This window comes from Microbacterium sp. MM2322 (assembly GCF_964186585.1).
Lineage (GTDB): Bacteria > Actinomycetota > Actinomycetes > Actinomycetales > Microbacteriaceae > Microbacterium.
Genome location: NZ_OZ075067.1, coordinates 2,969,490 through 2,989,069 on the forward strand (window position 1 = coordinate 2,969,490; position 19,580 = coordinate 2,989,069).

The window sequence follows — 19,580 nt, forward strand, 5'->3', positions numbered from 1 at the left end:
GATGCCTTCTCGCGACCGGGATGCCGCGAGTCGGGTCAGTGGCCGGGCGGCGGGGCGTGGCCGCGACCGGCGCCACCCTCGGCCGCGTCGGCGGGGGTCTCGTCCTCCGGGTCGAGCAGCAGGCCACGATCGACGGGCCGCGCGACCTTCGCCGGGTCGACGGCGAGCAGCGACAGCGCCATGATCACGAGCGTCGCGATGAACGTGATCCCCGCGACGATGGCCGCCACGACCCAGGCGCGGAGATGCTGATCGACGGTGCTGCCCGGCCGCTGGTCCTGCAGGACGCCCATCGACACGAGGGTGACGACACCGGCGAACACCGCCGCGAGCAGTGCGAAGCCCAGCAGATGGACGGGACGCATCAGGTCGCGACGGGTGGGGTTCTTCTCGCTCATGCGTGGCCTCCAGCGGCATCCGTGTCGACCGTCTCGACGGCAGTGGCCGTCTCGGGTCGGGGCGAGAACGCCGCGATACCCAGGTATACGGCGACGATCGCCGCATAGCCGCCCAGCACGCCGACGCCGATCGTGATGCCGGTCAGGGTGAAGGACCGACGCGCCTGGTCGATGTAGTACTCGAGCAGGTAGTCGCGAGGGATGAAGGCCAGGGCGATGCCGAGGATCACCGTGAGGCCGCCGACGAACACCGCCTCGCGCGCGGCGGGATTGCCCCGACGCCGTCCGACGATCCCGATCGCGAGTTCCGCGACGCCCGTGACGAGGGCCCAGACGAGGACCGTCGTGAAGAAGCCGTCGTCGGTGCGGAGCGGGGGGAAGCTCGCGATCATGCCCGCGACGACCGTGAGGATGCCGAGGAGCACCACCTGCCACCGGTCGCCCGCCGGGAACACGAGCCACGCCGACAGCAGCAGAACCAGGGCGGTCGCGATGGCGAAGCCGCTGAACACCGACATCCCGACCTGCGCCGAGTGATCGACGGAGAACGTGATCATGATCGCCGCCAGCGCCGCGAAGAGGGCGCGACCCATCTGCAGGTGTCGCACCTCGAAGGAGCGGGGGGCAGCGTCAGACACAGGCGTGTTTCTCACAGACAGGAACGGGGATGCCCCCAGTTTAGGTCGTTCGCCTGGGCTCGTCCTCCGCGGGCCGGGATGCGGTTGACTGGGCGCATGTCCTCGCCTCGCCGCAGTGCCGCTTCGATCGCCGGGGCGGGCGTCGCCGCGGTCCTCCTCCTGAGTGGGTGCTCGGCACCGGAAGATCCCGCCGCCGAGTCGCCGACCCCGTCGCGGACGCCCTCCGCGAGCCCGACGCCGACACCCACCGCCACGCCGACGCCGACCCCGGTGCCGAAGACGCCGCGGACGGTCGCGAGCGGACTCGACGCGCCCTGGTCGATGGCGGTGCTCGACGAGACCGTCTTCGTCAGCGAGCGCGACACCGCCCGCATCCTCGAAGTGGCTCCGGACGGCGCGACCCGCGTCGTCGACACCGTCGCCGGAGTGGTGCACAGCGACGAGGGCGGGCTGCTCGGGCTCGCGACCGACGGTGATGCGCTCTACGTCTACTCGACAGCCCGGAGCGGCAACCGGGTGGAGCGGTATGCCCTCTCGGGCGCGGCAGGGTCGTACGGCCTCGGCGAGCCGACGCCGGTGATCGACGGGATGCCGTCCGGAACCCACCACAACGGCGGTCGCATCGCGTTCGGCCCCGACGGGATGCTCTACATCGCGAACGGCGACACGAGTGATGAGCCGGCCTCGCAGGACTCCGGATCGCTCGCGGGAAAGATCCTGCGCATCGCGCCCGACGGCTCAGTGCCTGCCGACAACCCCGACCCGACGTCGCCGGTCTACAGCCTCGGGCACCGCAACGTGCAGGGCTTCGCGTGGGCGCAGGACGGCACCATGTTCGCGAGTGAGTTCGGTCGCAACTACCGCGACGAGCTCAACGTCATCGAACCGGGCGGCAACTACGGCTGGCCGTACGTGGAAGGCACCGGCGGCGAGGATGACGGGTTCATCGACCCCGTCCAGACCTGGTCGACGGATGCCGCCAGCCCCAGCGGCATCGCGATCGTCGACGACACGATCCTGATCGCGAACCTCCGCGGCCGGGTGCTGCGCGCAGTGCCCGTGGCCGACCCGTCGTCGTCGACGGAGCTGTACGCCGGCGAGTACGGCCGGCTCCGCGACGTCACGGTCGGGCCGGACGGGACGCTGTTCGTCCTCACGAACAACACCGACGGACGCGGCTCACCGCAGCAGGGCGACGACCGGATCGTCAGTCTCGCGGTGCCGCAGCCCTGACGAGTTCGCGGATGCGCTGCTCCACGGCATCCGTCATGTCGATCACGGCGAACGAGACGGGCCACATCGGACCGTCGTCGAGCTGTGCCGTCTCGTCGAAGCTGACCGTGCCGTAACGCGTCGAGAACTTGGATGCCGGCTGGTAGAAGACGACGACCTTGCCGTCCTTCGCGTAGGCCGGGAACCCGTAGAACGTCTTGGGGTTCAGGTGGGGCGCCTCTTCGAGCACGATGACGTGGACCCGCTCGCCGATGAGGCGGTCGGTGCCCTCGAGCGCGGCGATGGCGTCGAGGCAGGCCTGGTTCTCCTTCTCGATCTTCGCGAGCCCCTTGAGCCCCTTCATCGACTTGAGCTCGTCGGCGCGCTGCTTCATCGCGGCTTTTTCGGCGTCGGTGAAGCCTGCGCCCTCGCTGGTCTTGCCTGCCATGGTGTGGTTCCTTCCGGTTGTGATGCCGATGTTGCCAGGTGCCGGGGCGCGCGGCGAGGGGGGTTCGTCGGGTTCCAGGGACGCGACGTGTCGTTCGGAGTTGCTCGAGGCGACACGTGGCGTCCCTGGAGCGGAAGCCGGCTCGGTTCCAGGGACGCGAAGTGTCGCCCGGCGTGGACGCGAGCGGCATGTCGCGTCCCCGGAGCGGATCACAGGGCGCGGTAGCTGCGGCCGTGCGGATGCGTCAGCGCCACCGGCTCGCCGTCGACCGCGAGGACGAAACGGTGCCGCTCCGCCGGCGGCACGACGCCCTCGAACTCGGGGAACACCCCGAGCCCCTCGTTCGAGAGCCAGACCGCATCCGTGTCGACCATGGTGCGTCGGAAGCGCTCGCGGTCCTCGGGACTGAGGTAGGCGAGCACCGCGGTGTGGAACACGACGAGCGTCGCGTCAGCGGGGGCGGATGCCGCGGCATCCGCGATCAGGTCGTTGAGGTCGCCGGCGCGGATCGGAGCGGGAGCGGATGCCGCCACTGCGGCGGCGGCGCGCAGCCGGGTGCGCCGGTCGTCGTGCTCGGGCCACACGAGCGCGTCGAGCCACGCGAGCGTCTCGGGGTCGGCGGGGTCGAGCGGGTTCAGATCGATGCCGCCGCGCCAGACCACCTCGGGCAGGCGCGTGGGTGGCGCGGCGTTCTCGATTCGGCACTCGATGACGACGTCGGTCGGGGTCGCCGGGTCGAGCGCGGTGACGGTGCCGTCGTCGTCGGTGTAGCGGTACGCGTAGCGGTCGGGGTAGAGGCAGAGTCCCGCAGAGGCACCGACTTCGAGGAGAGCGAGCGGGCCCGGTACGCGGGCCAGCTGGGGCAGGAGCACGGCGCAGCGGGCGGCCTCGTTCGTCTGCGTCGCGTGCGTGAGGGCGATGTCGCGGATGCGCGGCCACTGCGCGATCGCCTCACGACGGGCATCCGTCCACGGCGCGACCGGCACGCCCGCGACGCGCATCGCGGCGAAGACGAGGTTCGCCTGCCGCTTGGCGCGCGGGAGCTCGTCGATCAGCTCGAGCATCTCGGCGTCATCCGCGACCCCGAGCGCCCAGTCCTCGTACGCCGCGGACGAGCCGCGAGCCTCGAGTGCGCCGAAGGTGCGGTAGTGCCGCGCCGTCGGGGAGTCGGACGCGACGCCCCACGACGGAAGGTCTGTCATGGGGTGAGCGTAGTGCGGCGGCGCGGATTCGGAGATGTGCCGCGGATTCGGATGCGTCAGCGCTTGCGCGTCCGAATCCGGCGCTGCTCTCCGAATCCGCGAGGGATGTGGGATGCCGCTGGGTGAGCGGCGGCGCGGGGCGCGACCCGGCCTACTCGGCGAGGAACGCGAGCGCGGCCTCGCGGAACGCGCGGGAGCCGGGCGCATTGAAGTGGTGGCGGTCGGGGATCTCCACGAAGTGTCCCTGCGGGGTCGCCGCGGCGAGTGAGCGGGAGCCCTCGATGATGCCGTCCTTCGTTCCCGTCGCGAAGAGCACCGGCTGGGCGGGTGCCTTGCCGGGGTCGGGATCGACGGTGCCGGTCGCGCGCATGCCGCGGGCGATCGCCAGCAGGGCGCGCAGGTCGTTGCCGGGCACGCGCTCGGTGAGGGAGATGTAGTTGTGGGTCACGGCATCCGTCACCGGGGTGCCCTCGTCGACGTAGGCCTGCACCTGATCGAGGTCGAGGCGTCCGAGCGGCACTCCGTCGGGCACGCCGCCCAGGACGACGCGCGGGATGCGGGGTTCCAGGTCGCGGGCGACCTCCCACCCGACGCGCGCGCCGAGGGAGTATCCGACGTACAGCGCTTCGTCGACGAGGTAGGTGTCGAGCACCGCCTCGACGTCGGTGACCATCGTGCGGAGGGCGTAGGCCTCGGCCACGTGGGGCTTGTCGCTCGCGCCGTGACCGCGCTGGTCGACAGCGAGCACGCGGTATCCGGCGCGCAGCAGGTCACGCACCCACCCGGTGTTGACCCAGTTGTCGCGCGCGCTCGAGGCGAACCCGTGCACGAGGAGCACCGTCGGGGCATCCGCCGGTCCCCACTCGTACGTCGCGATCCGGTACCCGTCGCCGACCATGACGAACTGCGGATCGGGAGTCTCGGTGAGCGCGGGGAAGACGGTGGTCATCCCCCGATTGTGCACCCCTCAGGTTCCTCTCAGGAACCCGAGCCGCCGAACCTCTCGCCCGAGACGAACTCCTCGGCGACGCGGCGGAGGGCCAGGAGCAGCGGTTCGACGAGCACCGTACCGAGCACGACGTAGCGCACCGCTGCATCCGACGACGTCGTCGGGATGGCGTCGATCTCGGCCTCGACCATCCGACGGATGCCGGCGAGGTAGGCGTCCATCGTGGGGTCGGGCACCGTGAATCCCGCCCGGTCGAGGGTGTCGAGGGCGCGCGCGACACCGGCGACCTGCTGCGGGTCGCAGGCGTCCGGCATCCACCCCCACCGGACGATCAGCGCTTCGGCGGCGGAGAGGTCGAGGCCCGCGTCGACGGGCGGAGAGACGGCGGCATGCGCCACGCCGAGAAGGTGGTTCGGGTTGGCGGGCGGGTCGTCGAGGGCTGCGATGACCCGGCGGGATGCGGCGATTCCGACCCCGGAGTCGACGAGAGCGCGGATGAGCCGCAGCCGCTCCACGTGGGCGGGGCGGTAGACGGCCTGCGTCGCAGACGTCCGCTCACCCTCGGGGAGCAGCTTCTCGCGCAGGTAGTACTTGATCGTGGCCACCGGGACACCCGTCTCGGTGGCGAGTTCTGAGATCCGCATCGATTCCCCCTTGACATCGATAGTACCGCTATCCATTCTAGATAGCGACACTATCGAAAGGCGTCGACATGGCTCGCATGACCCACTCACACGACGGTGAACTCGTCGTCTTCCACATCGGCATGACGATCAAGAAGTGGTGGCGACCCGATCTCTGGATGCCGATCTCCGCGGTCATGCCCAAGATGCTGACCGAGCTGTTCAGCGACCCCGAGTCGGGCCTGCTCGGCTCGACGATGCTCATCGGACGCCGCGGGCCCTACCTCGTGCAGTACTGGTCGTCGCTCGAGAAGCTGTACGCCTACGCGTCGGCGCCCGAGCAGGCGCACCGCCCCGCGTGGACGAGCTTCAACCGCAACGCGCGCAAGCACCCCGGCGCGATCGGCGTGTGGCACGAGACGTACCAGGTCGCGGCCGCGGAGTCGATCTACGTCGACACTCCCCCGATGGGCCTCGGCGCCGCGACCGGCCTGGTCGAGATCGGCCGCCGGCACGACCGGGCGCGGGCGCGCATCGCCGATGGCGCGACTGCGTGAGGCCGCGAGGGGCGGGCGGCGGGGCGGGGGCGCGGGGTGACGCTCGAGGTCCCGATCCGGCCGGGAATGGGGGGCGCAATCCCGGCCGAAGTGGGACCTCGGCGTCAGCGCCGGCACGCGCGAGGCCTCGGCCCCATCGCGCAGGACTCGGCGTCAGCGCTTGCGCGTGAGGCGGCGCCGGGTGGTCGAACGCCGTCGAAGGACCTGACGCATCCGTGACGGGTATGCGGGCAGCGGCACCGGCTGGGTGACGACGGTCTCGACCGTCATCGACCCGTCGACCGGCCCGATGACCGCGATCGGCGTCGTCGGCGTGATCGTCATCGGCGCCATCGGCATGGTTGCGAGCCGCCGGTGCGCACGGATGTAGGACGGGATCAGGATGACGGCGGCCGAGATCCAGGCGAGCGGGTTCGACCACGCGACGCCGATGAAGCCCATGAACGATCCGAGCAGGATCGCCGCCGCCGCGCGAGCGATGAGCTCGACGACGCCGGTCACGGTCGGGATCATGGCATTCCCGAGACCCTGCAGCGCACCGCGCGTCACGAAGAGCACACCGAGCGCTGTGTAGCTGAGGCCGTTGATCACGAGCATCGAGACCGCGAGGTGCACGACCTCATCCGCCCCATCCCCGACGAAGATGCGAACGATCGGACCGCCGAACGAGATGAGCAGGATGCCGAGGCCCACCGCCGTGCCGATCGCGATCCACGTGGCCTGCACCACACCGCGACGGATGCGGTCGGGGCGGCCGGCGCCGTAGTTCTGCGCCACGTACATCGAGACCGCGAGCGACATCGACTGGAGCAGCGCGACCGCGAGGCCGTCGACGCGGGATGCCGCGGTGTACGCCGCGATCGCTTCGCCGCCGAGCGTGTTGAGCGCGACTTGCACCGTGAGCGCACCGATGGCGATGATCGACGCCTGGAAGCCCATCGGCAGGCCGAGACGCAGGTGCCGGACGACGTCGACCCGGGTGATGCGCCAGTCTTCGCGGTGGAGGTGCAGCTCGGGGATGCGGCGACGGACGAACTCGAGGCACAGGAGCACCGAGACGGCCTGCGCGATCACGGTCGCGAGCGCGGCCCCGGCGACGCCGAGCCCCAGCCACGCGATCGCGGCGATCACGAGAACGACGTTGAGGCCGCACGAGACGATGAGGAAGATGAGCGGCGTCCGGGAGTCGCCGATCGCACGGATGACGGCGGACAGGAAGTTGAAGAACATCAGTGCGCCGGCGCCGAGGAAGCTGATCTGCGTGAAGATCGTCGCGTCGGCGAGGAGCTCCGGCGGGGTCTGCAACAGAACCAGCGCGGGGTGGGCGAGGAGCGGCGCACCGATGGTCAGGAGCACGGTCGTGATCCCGCTGAGCACGGCGCCGGTCGCGACGGAGCGGCGGACACCGGCGGCATCCATCGCTCCGTAGGCCTGCGCGGTCGGGATCGCGAAGCCGGAGGTCAGGCCCCACGCGAAGCCGAGCAGCAGGAACAGCAGACTCCCCGTCGCGCCGACGGCGGCGAGCGCGTCGACACCGAGTAGCCGACCCACGACGATCGTGTCGGCGAAGTGGTACAGCTGCTGCACCACGTTGCCGATCATGAGCGGCAGGGTGAACAGGAGGATGACGCGCCAGGGGCGGCCCGTCGTCAGGGAGGTGGCCATGCGGGCTTTCGGGGATTTCGAATCGATTCGAGGACGATCGATTGTACCGATCCCCACCTGAGTGCCGAAAGGGGGTCAGACGAAAAAGAGGGGCACCGATTTCTCGGCGCCCCTCTCTCGCGGAGTGGATCAGAACGTGGCGGTGTCCGGGTCGGCACCGACGCGCTGACCGCGGTCGAGTGCGCCGATGGCCGATACCTCGTCGGCGGTCAGCTCGAAGCCGAACACGTCGAAGTTCGTCACGATGCGCTCCGGGGTGGAGGACTTGGGGAAGACGATGAGGCCCTCCTGCAGGTGCCAACGGATGACGACCTGAGCCGGGCTCACGCCGTGGGCGGCGGCAGCATCCGCCACGGCCTTCTCGCCGAACAGGTCGTACTTGCCCTGGCCGAGCGGACCCCACGACTCCGTGAGGACGCCCTTCGGTTCCTGGAAGGCGCGAAGCTCACGCTGCGCGAAGGCCGGGTGGAGCTCGATCTGGTTGACCGCAGGCACCGTGTCGGTCTCGTCGAACAGGCGCTGGAGGTGCGGCTGGTGGAAGTTCGAGACACCGATCGAGCGCGACAGGCCCTCAGCCTGGAAGGTCTCGAGCTGCTGCCAGGTCTCGACATAGCGATCCTTGTCGGGGCGCGGCCAGTGGATCAGGTACAGGTCGACATAGTCGAGCCCGAGCTTCTCGAGGCTCGACTCGATCGCCGGGCGAGCGGTGTCGCGGCCCTGCTCGGAGTTCCACAGCTTCGTGGTGATGAAGAGCTCGTCACGCGGGACGCCGGAGGCGGCGATCGCGCGACCGACACCCTCTTCGTTGCCGTAGACGGCGGCGGTGTCGATGTGGCGGTAGCCGGCTTCGAGGGCGACGCTGACGATGCGCTCGGCCTCGGCCGGGTCGACCTGGAAGACGCCGAAGCCCAGCTGGGGAATGGTGTGTCCGTCGTTGAGTGTGAGTGTGGGAACGGTCATGGCTTCAGCCTTCCACCGCTGGATGAGCGATCCCTATGCCTTGACGAAACGTGACGGATGCGGCAACGGGCGCGGCGGCGAGCAACAAAGGTTGACAAAGCGGACGCCTGTCAACCAAGGTTGCTTTCATGAGAAGTCCCGGTGCTATCGAGGTCGCGAGCGACACCTCCGACCCGAAGGCAGGGCTGCGAGCTGTCGCTTCACTGCGGGTCTTGGCCGACACCCTCGAGCTCCGGCAGGTCGAGGCGGCGCTCCGAGCCGGAATGACGTGGCAGGGCGTCGCCGATGCACTCGGGGTCACGCGCCAGGCCGTGCACAAGAAGTACGCGAAGCGGATCGACCCGTCCATCGAGGTACCCCGGAGGCGAGCATGAGCAAGATGACGACCGCGATCGGGAACGCGCATCGACTGACGCAGTACGCGATGGAGGAGGCATCCCGCGTCGACCGTCGCGAGCTCGGTGTCGAGCATCTGCTCCTCGCCCTCACCCTCGACGCGTCGGATGCCGGCCAGGTGCTGCGGGCGTCCGGAGTGACCGTCGCCGCGGTTCGCTCCGCTGTCGCTGCCGAAGAGGCCGAGCAGCTCTCGTCGCTTGGGATGACCGGCGCGCAGATCACGCCCGGACCGATTTCCATAGGCCCCGGAGCGGGCTGGACCTGGACGCCTGTCGCCGAGAAGCTGCTGACGGCATCCGGCGACGGGACGACCGCCGGCATCCTGCGTCGCGTGCTGGCAGAGCCGAGCGGAGCCATCGCATCGCTGTTGCGTCGGATGGACGTGTCGGCGGAGGAGCTGCGGGACCGTCTGGACGCTGCAACCGCGCTGCCGCCCGCGGTATCGGTTCGACGGCCGCACCCGCTCGCCCGATCCGCCGCCGCTTTCGTCGCAGCATCCATCCACGACACGTGGGCGCTCATCAGCAGCGCGGAACGCCTGCCCGAGTGGGAGGAGTCGGTCGGTCATGTCACCGGAGATTCCGGGGGTGGGTGGATCGGGTCCCCTCGCGACGAGGTGACGGCGAAGCCCGCGTTCCGCCGTCTGCAGATCGCGCTGACGAGGAATGTCGACGCGCACCGCGTCAGCTGGACGTTCCGCTACCCCGACGCGCCGCGGGCCAACGAGCGTCGCATCAGCCTCCGGCTCGAGCCCGCCGCGGGCGGGACGATGGTGCACATCGACTACGCCTGGGAGCGCCCGCAGCGCCGACGGCGAGCTGCGCTCGGACCGGTGATGGCGCCGGTGTACCGCCTCGTCGTGGCCATGCAGGTGGCACGACTGGGCGCCTCCATCGGCGCGGCGTTGCGCTGACAACAGGTGAAGCGATTCACATGAATGGATTCGCCTAGCACTGCGTCCGCTCCTCGGCAAGCGTTCGTGGCCGAGCCTGCGAAAGCGCACCATTCAGTCATGTCGGAAACACCCGTGTCCGCGACGGATGCCGAGCTGGTGCGACTCCTCGCCCAGACGGCAACCGGTGACGTCGCCTCATTCGCCCGCGTGTACGACGCGACATCGGCGGCGGCCTTCGGCCTCGCCGTGCGCGTGACGGGCGACCGAGATCTCGCAGAAGACGTGCTCCAGAAGGCTTTCGCGTCGGTGTGGACTGACGCGCAGCGGTACAGCGCGCGCCGGACGCCGCCTCGCACGTGGATCCTCGCGATCGCGCACCGCCACGCGGTCGAGCGTCTGCGCGCAACCCGTGCGGAAGCCCCAGGGGCATCCGCGGTGCACGAGCCGAACCGCACCGCCGCCAGCCACCGGCAGCTGCGAAAGCTGCCCGACGACCAGGAGCGCGCGGTTGCGCTCGCCTACCTCGGCGGGTACACCCAGCCCGAGATCGCCGCGATGACCGAGGCTCCGCTGAGCACCGTGAAGTCGCTGACCCGCAGCGCCCTCGATCAGCTGCGTGACGCCGCTCGGCCGGTCACGGCCGCGATCACCCTGCCGCTGACGGGGTCGTTTCCGATCCAGCCGCCACCCACGGGAGCGGTCGCTTAGCGGCATCCGTCGGCGTAGCGGCATCCGTCGGCGCTCACCCGTCGCGAACTGCGGCACCTGACGGCGTGTTGCGACAGCAGAACATGCGCGGCGCCTAGACCGCGGCGGCCATCGCGCGGCCGGCGGCGCGGCCCGAGAAGATGCAGCCGCCGAGGAAGGTGCCCTCGAGCGCACGGTACCCGTGCACGCCGCCCCCGCCGAAGCCGCTCGCCTCACCTGCGGCGTACAGGCCCGGGATCGGCTCCCCCGAAGCGGCGAGCGCACGACCGGACAGGTCGGTCTCGATGCCGCCGAGGCTCTTCCGCGTGATGACGTGCAGCTTCACCGCGATGAGCGGTCCGTTCTTCGGGTCGGCGATCGGGCCCGGTGTCGCGACGCGCAGCAGCTTGTCGCCGCGGTAGCGCCGCGCCTGCCGGACCGCGGTGACCTGCGCGTCCTTCGTGAACGGATTCGTCATCTCGCGGTCGCGGCCCTCGAGTTCGAGGCGCACGCGATCGATGTCGAGCAGAGCGGATGCCGCCCGCATCCGCTCGAGCAACTGCGAAACCGTGTCGGCGACGATGAAGTCCGCGCCGCGCTCCTTGAACGCCTCGACGGGTGCCGTCGCCCGGTCGCCCTTCAGCCGCTGCGCGAGGAGTCGCACATCCTTCCCGGTGAGGTCGGGGTTCTGCTCGCTGCCAGACAGCGCGAACTCCTTCTTCAGGATCGCCTGGTTGAGCACGAACCAGCTGTGGTCGTGACCTCCCCGCACGATGTGTTCGAGCGTGCCGATCGTGTCGAAGCCCGGGAACAGCGGGGTGGGCAGGCGGTGACCGGTGGCATCCAGCCACAGCGACGAGGGACCCGGCAGGATGCGGATGCCGTGGCGCGGCCACACCGGGCTGTGGTTCTGGATGCCCTCGACGTAGTGCCACATGCGGTCGCCGTTGATGAGGTGGGCTCCGGCGGTCTCGGCGACCCCCAGCATCCGTCCGTCGACGTGGGCGGGAACGCCGGAGAGCATCGACTCGGGCGGGCGTCCCATGCGGGCGGGCCACTGTGCGCGGACGAGGTCGTGGTTGCCGCCGATGCCGCCGCTCGAGACGAGGACCGCGCCGGCGCGGAACGAGAACTCGCCCGTCTCGTCGCGGTTGCTCGGGGCGCCGCGCTCGGCGGAGTCGGGCGCGAGCACGGCGCCGCTCACGCCGACGACCGCGCCGTCCTCGACCTCGAGCCGGTCGACGCGGTGCCGGAACGCGATGCGCGCGCGGCCGGTCGCAACCCCCTCGAGCACTCGGTGGACGAAGGGGTCGAGCACGCCGGGCCCGGTGCCCCACGTGATGTGGAACCGCGGCACGGAGTTACCGTGCGCCGTCGCGCGGTCGCCGCCGCGCTCGGCCCATCCGACGATCGGGAAGAAGCGGATGCCGCGCTCCCGCAGCCATGCCCGCTTCTCGCCGGCGGCGAACTCGAGATACGCCTCGGCCCATGCGCGGGGCCAGCGGTCCTCGGGGCGGTCGAAGCCGGCCGAGCCGAACCAGTCCTGCCGCGCGAGTTCGAGGGAGTCCTTGACGCCCAGTCGGCGCTGCTCGGCCGAGTCGACGAGGAACAGGCCGCCGAACGACCACCAGGCCTGACCGCCGAAGCTCGCCTCGGGTTCCTGCTCGACGATCAGCACACGCTTGCCCGCGTCGAGGAGTTCGGAGGCGGCGACCAGCCCGGCGAGTCCGGCTCCGACGACGATCGCGCCCGCGGCATCCGTTGTCATGCGCTGTCTCCTTCGACGGGCCCGTCCACCGTGACGAGCGCTGAAGCGACTCTAAGCCGCCTCGACGCTCCCGATGCCGTGACAGATGCACGACCGCTGGGGCGGGTGACTACTCGCGGGCCGCCCGAGGCGACTCCTGCACCAGCCGTCGTGCAAACGTCACCCGAAGCGCCGTTACAGGCTGAAGCCGCCGTCGCTCGTGAGCACCTGCCCGACGATCCAGGCGCCCTCGGCGGTCGAGAGCCAGCCGATGAGCGCGGCGGGGTCGGTCGGCACGCCGACGCGGCCGAACGGCGTGGACCGCATCCAGTCGTCGAGGCCCTCGGTGTCGCGGTCGGCGGTGTCGGGGTCCAGGTAGCCCGTGTTCACCGGACCGGGGTTGATCGTGTTGAGCACGATGCCGAGTTCGAGGAGTTCCGCCGCAACCGTGCGAGTAATGCCGGCGAGGGCCGCCTTGCTCGTCGCGTACGCGACCTCGCCTCGCATCGCGCCGTGACCCTGGCCGGACGTCATCCAGAACACGCGACCGGTCGGCTCGGCGTACGGCTTCGCCCCCTCGATCGCGTCGCCCGGCCGGCGCTGGCCGGACTGCGGGGGCGCGAGGCGGCGAGCGAACTCCGCCGTGAGCAGCAGAGTCGAGCGGGCGTTCGTGTCCCAGAAGGCGTCCAGTCGCTCCGCCGTCATGTCGAGGATGCTGCCGTCATCGCCGCTCTTGGCGTGATTGCAGACGAGGATGTCGAGGCTTCCGGTGAGCCCAGCGGCGGCGGTGATGAGGGACGGGATGGCCGCGGCATCCGTCAAGTCCGCCTCGGCGTCACCGAACGTCGCACCCGTGACGAGCGATGAGCGGATGCCGTCGCGCACCGCGTCGAGGTCGTCGCCACCCCACGGCTGGTCGAGGTCGTGGGGGCGCCAGTGCTGCACGAAGACGCTCGCGCCGAGCTCGGCGAGGCGGGACGCGACGGCGAAGCCGATGCCGCGACGGCGCGAGACGCCGGTGATGAGAGCGGTCTTACCGGCGAGGGGAAGGGTCATCGGTTCGGCCTGACGGTGAGGGATTGGACGACGGAGCCGACGACGCCGCGCTCGTCGTGGAGGACGGTGTGGGTCGTGCCGAGGCCCGACGCGCCGAACGTGACCGTGGTGTCGAATCCGATCCAGCCGTCCTCGGGTTCGCGTACGAGATGCAGGGTGAGGTCCAGGTTCGGGAACGCGACCTCGCGCGGGTCGGCGCGCGGCGTGATCCCGTTCGCGATGTCGATGAGCGAGGCGAGGCGGGCGGTGGTCGAGACCGGTTCGCCATCGAGGAGCGGGATGGCGGGGAGGATCCACGTCCACGCCCGGCCGGGCTCCTCCTGGCGGCGGCGCACCTCGCCTACCGTCGCGATGAACTCGCCCGGCCACGCCGACGAGGGGTCGACCGGTTCGAGAGCGTCGCGCGGCGGCATCGCCGGGTGCCCGGAACCAGCAAGGGCGTCGGTGTCACGGGTGTGCAGCAGCCAGGCGCGCGCCACGAGCGCGGGTCGGCCGGCCTGCGCGAGGGTCGCCTCGACGAGCTCGATGCTCCGTCCCGGTCGCAGCACGCGGCAGGTGATCTCGACCTCGTCCATCGCGATGACACCGAGGATGTCGACCGAGAGGCGCGACAGCTGCATCCGCTGCGGGCTGCGCGCGGCGTGACCGACCTCGATCGCGTGGGCGAGGAGGCCGATCGGCGGCGCGACGTGCAGCTCGGTGACGTTCCAGGCTCCCCCGGTGAGCGGGGTCGGCCGGAACCTGGTCGCATCGGTGCGTTCAGAATCGATGCGATCGAAGTAGGAGGGCACGAGTAGGGATGCTACCCGCGGCCCCCCAACGGCGCAGGAGGTCAGCGCCGCAGGAGGTCAGCGGCGCAGGAGCTTCACGACTCCGGCGAGCGCCGCGACGCCGGCGACGGATGCCGCGGAGTACAGCCCGAGCCGGTGCCGCAGTGCGCGGGTCTGGATGCTCTCGCCGCGCGCCCGGTCGTCGAATGCGCCGTGGGCGCCATGGTCTCCGGGGACCGGTTCGTACAGGTTCGGGGGCGTGGTCGACGATCCCTTGTCGGGGGCGAACTGGCCCTCCCACGCGTTCTTCGCGAGGTACCAGTCCATGAACCTGCCCGCGACGCGGGTGCCGAGCACGAGGCCGACGGTCGACTCCCCCACCCAGGTGCGACGGCGCGGCTTGTCTGCCACGTCGCCGACGGCGCGGGCCCCGACCTCGGGCTGGTAGATCGGGGGCACCGGCTGCGGGTGCGTCGGGAAGGGCGACTTCACCCAGCCGAACTGGGTGGTGTTGAGCGCCGGCATGTCGACGATCGAGACGGCGACGGCACTGCCCTCGTGTGTGAGCTCGGAGACGACCGAGTCGGTGAAGCCGTGGACGGCGTGCTTCGAGCCGCAGTAGGCCGCCTGGAGAGGGATGCCGCGGTGCGCCAGAGCCGAGCCGATCTGGATGATGTGACCGCGGTCGCGGTGCCGCATCCGGGTCAGTGCCGCGCGGGTGCCGTTGACGGTGCCGAGGTAGGTGACCTGCGTCGCCCGCTCGTAGTCCTCAGGAGTGGTATCGAGGAACGGGGCGATGGCGCCCGACATGACGTTGTTGACCCACAGGTCGATCTCGCCGAGCTCTGTTTCGACCTCGGCCGCAGCGGCGTCGACGGCAGCGTGGTCGGCGACGTCGACCGAGACCCCGTGGGAGCGGCGACCCTTCGCCCGGACCTCTGCGGTGGCGGCATCCACTCCGTCACGGCCGCGGGCGAGGACGGCGACATCCCAGCCACGGTCGGCGAGTTCGCGGACGATCGCCCGACCGAGTCCTGCGCTGCCGCCGGTGACGACGGCGACGCCTCGAGATGTGGTGCTGCTCACGGCGACTCCTCCGCGGGGCCCGACCGGGCACGAGGTGCCCGCGGAGTCGAGCTTCGACCGCTTCGGCCATCCTTCGGTCGGCGCAGACCCCGGGATATCCCGTTGCCAGGGGGGCGGCGATGGGGTACGGGCCGCGCCGCGAACCCACCCTCTGCTCGCGAACCCACCCCTTAGGCGAGCGGACCAGCGGGTGGGGTCGGGCGGAAGGGGTGGGGTCGGACAGTCGGGGCGCCGACATCGTTCCATCGGAAGAGGACGAGATGCCAGAGTCCCGGGCTCTTGCGCGAGGGGTCGATGAGGCCGTTCGCGCCGAGTCCGACGAGACGATCGCGGACGATCCATGACCTCGGCGTCTCTCCGGCAGCGACGACCTCCTGCCACGGGGCGACCGCGTCAGCGAGGTGGATGCCTGCCGCCTCGAGCGCGTGCGCATCGCGGAGGTCGACGATGCCCGGGGCCTCGACCTCGACCTCGACGATCTCCCGCGCGGCGGCTCGGGCACCTCGATGAGCGATCATCGCGGCTTCGACGCCATCGACCGACGAGCTCAGGTACAACGTCGGCTGATCAGCTCTGGAGTAGCGGCCAGGGGAACGCGATCCTGCGAGCGCTGCATCGCGGAAGGCGGGATCGATGGCCCGGTAGAACGTACCTCGGACCGTGGGGGCGAAGATCGAGGGGATGCCTGTCACCATGTCACCTTCTCATCCGACGAGCGGAGCGGCGGCGGCGGATGTCGGGATGCCGCTGCCGTCGGTGCTCATGGAGGTCATCCGGACGCGTTCGCACAGCGCCCGCGATGAGGTGTCGGCTACGTCAGCGAGTGCCGCGAGGCCGCGGATCGCGAGTACGACGGTAGTCGTCGGCGCCGTTCTCGAGGCGCGGCGTCAGCCGGGGCGATGTCGGAGGTTGGTGCAAGAGTGAAGGTATGACCGAACCGATGGAAACCCCCGGTGGCGATGACTATCTCGCCACACTGGCGGGCATCGTCTCGGACGTATCGGATGCCGCCCGCCAAGTCGCCGCGGCGCAGATCACCGAGCTACGGGTGCTGGCCGCGGCTGGGCGCCTCGCCGAGGAACAGGCCGCACCGAGGAACGCGAAAGTACGGCTCCACGACATGGCGCTTCGATCGATCGCGGCGGAGGTCGGCGGGGTTCTCCGAGCGACGGATCGGACCGTGCAACGACGGATCGGGGAAGCGCGGACGATCATCGAGGGGTTTCCCGCCGCGGTGGTGGAGTGGGAGTCGGGGCGGATCGTCCGCGAGCACGTACGGGCGATCGTCGACGCGGGAACGACTCTGCCCGCCGAGATGTGGGGCGAGTTCGAGGCGATCGCGATCGAACGGTGCGAGCGGGACACCCCGAACCGGGTGCGGGGCGAGCTGGAGATCCTCGCCCTCCGGATGCACCCGCGGACCTTCGCGGAACGACACGAGGAGGCTGCCGCTTCGCGATGCGTGCGACTGGTGCCCGGGCGGGACGGGATGAGCGATCTGATCGCGACCTTGCCGACAGTGATCGCGGAGGGGATCCACGACCGGCTCACGCAGCAGGCACGGGCGATCGTCGACACACGCGAGGAGCGCGCGGCGGGCGGCGGCGAAGCGGCTGAGGTCGTCGCAACCGACGCGCGCACGACCGACCAGGTGCGGGCCGATGTGTTCGCCGACCTGCTGCTCGCCGGAACCCCGGCGCTCGACGACACCCGCGACACCAGCGCAGGGCCGCTCGGCGCGATCCGCGCGCGCGTGCAGGTGCTCGTGCCCGCGAAGACGCTCACCGGGGACGATGACGGGCCGTGCGACCTCGGCGGTCGCTCCGCCATCGACTCGGCCAGCGCACGCACACTCGCGGGAGACACCAGCGTCTGGGAACGCCTCTTCCACGACCCGACCACCGGCGTCACCGTCTCCACCGACTCGTACCGCGTCCCCTCGAGGATGCGGCGGTCCCTGCAAGCCCGCGACCAGCACTGCCGATTCCCCGGATGCCGCGTCGCCGCCATCCGCTGCGAAGTCGACCACACCCACGACCACGCCCTCGGCGGCAGGACTGAACTCTCGAACCTCGCCCACCTGTGCCAACGGCACCATTCGATGAAGCAGTTCACGAGGTGGAGAGTCCGACAACTCACGGGTGGTGTCCTCGAATGGACTTCACCCCTCGGCAGGACCTACCGCGAAGACGCCCCCACCCCGGCCGTCGCGTTCACCCCTGCCGCAACGTCATCTGGATCAGACGCACCGTTCTAGAGAGCGTCTCGATCGACCTGACTTCGCAGCCGCCTCGGGCGCGCTCCGCACGAGCCCAGCCGCGCTGCCAGCGCCTACCGCTCAGGCCAGCCGCCCGCCCGCGCTACAGCCCGAGCGCCCGCAGGTAGTCGTTCACGAACGCACCCCGGGGGTCGAGCCGGCGCTGCAGCGCCACGAATTCCGCCCACCGCGGGTACAGCTCCGCCGGGTCCCGCGGCGTGAAGACCTTGCCCCAGTGCGGCCGCGCGTCGAACCGCGCGAGCGCGGCCTCGAGTTCCGGCAGCACCTCGGCGACGCCGGCCTCATCCGCGGTCCACGTGAAGTGGAAGGCCACCGAATCGCGGCCCGAACTCGGCGACAGCCACAGGTCGTCCCCCGCGATCGTCCGCACCTCGCACACCTGCAGCACCGGCTTCAGCCGATCCGCGAGCTCGTGGACGGCGTCGAATGCACCCACGGCATCCTCGAACGGCACCAGGAACTCCGACTGCAGCTCCTCGCCGTTCGACGGGGTGAACTCCAACCGGAAGTGCGGCAGCCGGTCCAACCACCGCCCCGCCTTGCCACCCTGCACCGTGCACGACGCCGCAGACACCCCGGGCAGCGGATGCAGCGCCCCGGCCGCCTCGCGATCGCGCAACGCTGCCGGAATCGGCGTCGCCGCGGCATCCGTCCGTTCCTTCCGCCACACCTGATCGACGTACATCTCGTCGCGGAACGTCGTGAAGAACGAAACGCTGTAGGCCGACCCGGCGATCACGTCGAACGCCTTCCGGACCGCCTCGAGCGGCACGTTCTCATAGACCGTCTGCGCCACCTCGAACGTCGGCTCGATCGCGAGCTCGACGGTCGTGACGATCCCGAGCGCCCCCAGACCGACCACGACGCCCGCGAGCTCCTCGTCGTCCTCGCCGATGCGCACCAGGTCACCCGTCGACGTGACGAGATCCAGGCCCGTCACCGCCGCCGCCAGCGACCGGTTCGCGACGCCCGAACCGTGCGTGCCCGTACTCACCGCACCGGCGACCGAGATGTGCGGGAGCGACGCGAGGTTCGCGAGCGCCCAGCCCTGCCGATCGAGCTCCTGCGCCAGCTCGCCGTAGCGGACACCGCCGCCGACGCGCACACGCTTGTGCGCGGCATCCACTTGGATCGGCAGGTCGAGCTCCGCCGTCGACACCAGCGTCCCGCCCGTGTCGGCGATGCGGGTGAACGAATGACGCGAGCCGAGCGCCTTCACCGAATCGGATGCCGCGACCACCTCGCGCAGCTCGTCGACCGTCCGCGGCGCGACCAGCCGCGCGGCCGAATAGCGGATGTTGCGGGACCAGTTCTCTCCGGCGACGTCGCTCATGCGAGCCAGCCTACGGGCGCCGAGCCCGACCGGATCGGGGTTCAGCCCGCCATCCGCGGATCCTCCGTGGGGTCGAGGTACATCCGCGGACACCCGGCTGTCGGTGCGTCCGGCCGGAGCTCGAAGTGCCACGGCTCGTTCACGTAGATGCGGCACAGCCCGAACGCCTCTCCGTGACGGTCGAGCCAGTCCGCGCCGTCCCACGGGCCCACATCGACGGCATCCCCCGACACGTGCGCGGACGTCTCCGGCGTCGCCACCCAGCGCGCCGCCTCTTCGAGCGACCCGTAGGTCCCCACGGCGTCGCGCAGAAGGCGTTCCTGCAGGGCGGGCGAGCGCCACCCGCTGTTGACCCGCAGCATCTCGCCGTCGTCCGCTGCCCGTTCGGTCGCAGCTCGCAGTGCCTCCCGCAACGCCGGGTCGAGGTGTGCGACCGCAGGCACGTCGTCGTCGAACACCGTCGTCCCCTCGGGGACCTCTCCCTCGTCGATCGGAGAGACGACAGTGTGGATGCCGGGCGCCCCCTGCCGGCCCTCGGCGGCGCATCCCGCCGCACACACGACGACCACGCTCAGCACGATGAGGAGCGAGGCGATGTGACGAGGGCGAGCGAGGATTCTCATGCCCTCATCCGACCGAGACCGATGTTGCGGCAGCGTACGCAGAAGTCGATACGCGGA

At 70.7% G+C, this 19,580-nt stretch carries 21 protein-coding genes; 6 read left to right on the forward strand and 15 right to left on the reverse strand.

Translation table 11 applies throughout. From position 1 onward, the window contains the following. Positions 1-35: 35 nt before the first annotated feature. A complete protein-coding gene (locus tag ABQ271_RS14400; RefSeq protein ID WP_349309412.1) occupies positions 36-398 on the reverse strand; it encodes a hypothetical protein in 363 nt (120 codons plus the stop codon). Further along, a complete protein-coding gene (locus tag ABQ271_RS14405) occupies positions 395-1,036 on the reverse strand; it encodes an acyl-CoA synthetase (protein ID WP_349309413.1) in 642 nt (213 codons plus the stop codon). Before ABQ271_RS14405 ends, ABQ271_RS14400 begins: the two co-directional genes overlap by 4 nt. 96 nt (positions 1,037-1,132) lie before the next feature. Here ABQ271_RS14405 and ABQ271_RS14410 point away from each other — a divergent pair, with 96 nt between their 5' ends. Beyond that, positions 1,133-2,269 carry a PQQ-dependent sugar dehydrogenase gene (locus ABQ271_RS14410; protein WP_349309414.1) on the forward strand — a complete coding sequence of 379 codons (1,137 nt, stop codon included), beginning with the start codon at positions 1,133-1,135 and terminating at the stop codon, positions 2,267-2,269. Here the strand turns inward: ABQ271_RS14410 and ABQ271_RS14415 are convergent. From ABQ271_RS14415 to ABQ271_RS14430, 4 genes are all read right to left on the reverse strand, one after another. Continuing rightward, on the reverse strand, positions 2,244-2,696 hold the full coding sequence (locus tag ABQ271_RS14415) for a hypothetical protein (protein WP_349309415.1): 453 nt from the start codon (positions 2,694-2,696) through the stop codon (positions 2,244-2,246). The two genes, ABQ271_RS14410 and ABQ271_RS14415, sit on opposite strands and share 26 nt — an antisense overlap. 209 nt (positions 2,697-2,905) lie before the next feature. Next, positions 2,906-3,898: a DUF2332 domain-containing protein gene (locus ABQ271_RS14420; RefSeq protein ID WP_349309416.1), complete on the reverse strand. Its 993-nt coding sequence runs from the start codon at positions 3,896-3,898 to the stop codon at positions 2,906-2,908. A gap of 151 nt (positions 3,899-4,049) precedes the next feature. Then, entirely contained in the window at positions 4,050-4,847 is a 798-nt protein-coding gene (locus ABQ271_RS14425; protein ID WP_349309417.1) for an alpha/beta hydrolase, read from the reverse strand. Positions 4,848-4,876: 29 nt separating this feature from the next. After that, positions 4,877-5,491, reverse strand: a complete 615-nt coding sequence (locus tag ABQ271_RS14430) for a MerR family transcriptional regulator (protein ID WP_349309418.1) — start codon at positions 5,489-5,491, stop codon at positions 4,877-4,879. Between the two features lie 68 nt (positions 5,492-5,559). Here ABQ271_RS14430 and ABQ271_RS14435 point away from each other — a divergent pair, with 68 nt between their 5' ends. Further along, positions 5,560-6,027: a DUF4188 domain-containing protein gene (locus tag ABQ271_RS14435; RefSeq protein WP_349309419.1), complete on the forward strand. Its 468-nt coding sequence runs from the start codon at positions 5,560-5,562 to the stop codon at positions 6,025-6,027. Positions 6,028-6,180: 153 nt separating this feature from the next. Here the strand turns inward: ABQ271_RS14435 and ABQ271_RS14440 are convergent, their stop codons facing one another. Both ABQ271_RS14440 and ABQ271_RS14445 read right to left on the reverse strand, forming a co-directional pair. Continuing rightward, positions 6,181-7,692: an MATE family efflux transporter gene (locus tag ABQ271_RS14440; protein ID WP_349309420.1), complete on the reverse strand. Its 1,512-nt coding sequence runs from the start codon at positions 7,690-7,692 to the stop codon at positions 6,181-6,183. Positions 7,693-7,821: 129 nt separating this feature from the next. After that, the gene (locus tag ABQ271_RS14445; protein WP_036311430.1) at positions 7,822-8,652 is read right to left on the reverse strand and encodes an aldo/keto reductase; all 831 of its coding nucleotides are present in this window, start codon (positions 8,650-8,652) and stop codon (positions 7,822-7,824) included. A 128-nt stretch (positions 8,653-8,780) separates the two neighbouring features. Here ABQ271_RS14445 and ABQ271_RS14450 point away from each other — a divergent pair, with 128 nt between their 5' ends. The 3 genes from ABQ271_RS14450 (at position 8,781) to ABQ271_RS14460 (ending at position 10,651) form a co-directional block, all read left to right on the forward strand. After that, entirely contained in the window at positions 8,781-9,026 is a 246-nt protein-coding gene (locus ABQ271_RS14450; RefSeq protein ID WP_060916227.1) for a hypothetical protein, read from the forward strand. Next, entirely contained in the window at positions 9,023-9,961 is a 939-nt protein-coding gene (locus ABQ271_RS14455) for a Clp protease N-terminal domain-containing protein (protein ID WP_349309421.1), read from the forward strand. The genes ABQ271_RS14450 and ABQ271_RS14455 overlap by 4 nt, the downstream gene beginning before the upstream one ends. 99 nt (positions 9,962-10,060) lie before the next feature. Next, positions 10,061-10,651: a sigma-70 family RNA polymerase sigma factor gene (locus ABQ271_RS14460; protein WP_349309422.1), complete on the forward strand. Its 591-nt coding sequence runs from the start codon at positions 10,061-10,063 to the stop codon at positions 10,649-10,651. Positions 10,652-10,745: 94 nt separating this feature from the next. On the opposite strand, the gene ABQ271_RS14465 is transcribed toward ABQ271_RS14460, so the two are convergent. The 5 genes from ABQ271_RS14465 to ABQ271_RS14485 form a co-directional block, all read right to left on the reverse strand. Continuing rightward, a complete protein-coding gene (locus tag ABQ271_RS14465) occupies positions 10,746-12,398 on the reverse strand; it encodes an FAD-binding dehydrogenase (protein ID WP_349309423.1) in 1,653 nt (550 codons plus the stop codon). Between the two features lie 174 nt (positions 12,399-12,572). Continuing rightward, positions 12,573-13,433: an SDR family oxidoreductase gene (locus tag ABQ271_RS14470; RefSeq protein ID WP_349309424.1), complete on the reverse strand. Its 861-nt coding sequence runs from the start codon at positions 13,431-13,433 to the stop codon at positions 12,573-12,575. Further along, entirely contained in the window at positions 13,430-14,224 is a 795-nt protein-coding gene (locus ABQ271_RS14475; protein ID WP_349309425.1) for a thioesterase family protein, read from the reverse strand. The genes ABQ271_RS14470 and ABQ271_RS14475 overlap by 4 nt, the downstream gene beginning before the upstream one ends. Before the next feature lie 57 nt (positions 14,225-14,281). Further along, positions 14,282-15,289: an SDR family oxidoreductase gene (locus tag ABQ271_RS14480; protein WP_349309426.1), complete on the reverse strand. Its 1,008-nt coding sequence runs from the start codon at positions 15,287-15,289 to the stop codon at positions 14,282-14,284. 170 nt (positions 15,290-15,459) lie between these two features. Continuing rightward, positions 15,460-15,984, reverse strand: coding sequence for an RES family NAD+ phosphorylase (locus ABQ271_RS14485; RefSeq protein WP_349309427.1), 525 nt, complete (start codon positions 15,982-15,984; stop codon positions 15,460-15,462). Between the two features lie 233 nt (positions 15,985-16,217). Here ABQ271_RS14485 and ABQ271_RS14490 point away from each other — a divergent pair, with 233 nt between their 5' ends. Further along, positions 16,218-17,546 carry a DUF222 domain-containing protein gene (locus ABQ271_RS14490; RefSeq protein WP_349309428.1) on the forward strand — a complete coding sequence of 443 codons (1,329 nt, stop codon included), beginning with the start codon at positions 16,218-16,220 and terminating at the stop codon, positions 17,544-17,546. A gap of 103 nt (positions 17,547-17,649) precedes the next feature. Here the strand turns inward: ABQ271_RS14490 and ABQ271_RS14495 are convergent, their stop codons facing one another. Then, entirely contained in the window at positions 17,650-18,900 is a 1,251-nt protein-coding gene (locus tag ABQ271_RS14495; protein ID WP_349309429.1) for an FAD-binding protein, read from the reverse strand. Between the two features lie 41 nt (positions 18,901-18,941). Continuing rightward, positions 18,942-19,523, reverse strand: coding sequence for a M15 family metallopeptidase (locus tag ABQ271_RS14500; RefSeq protein ID WP_349309430.1), 582 nt, complete (start codon positions 19,521-19,523; stop codon positions 18,942-18,944). Positions 19,524-19,580: the final 57 nt, after the last annotated feature.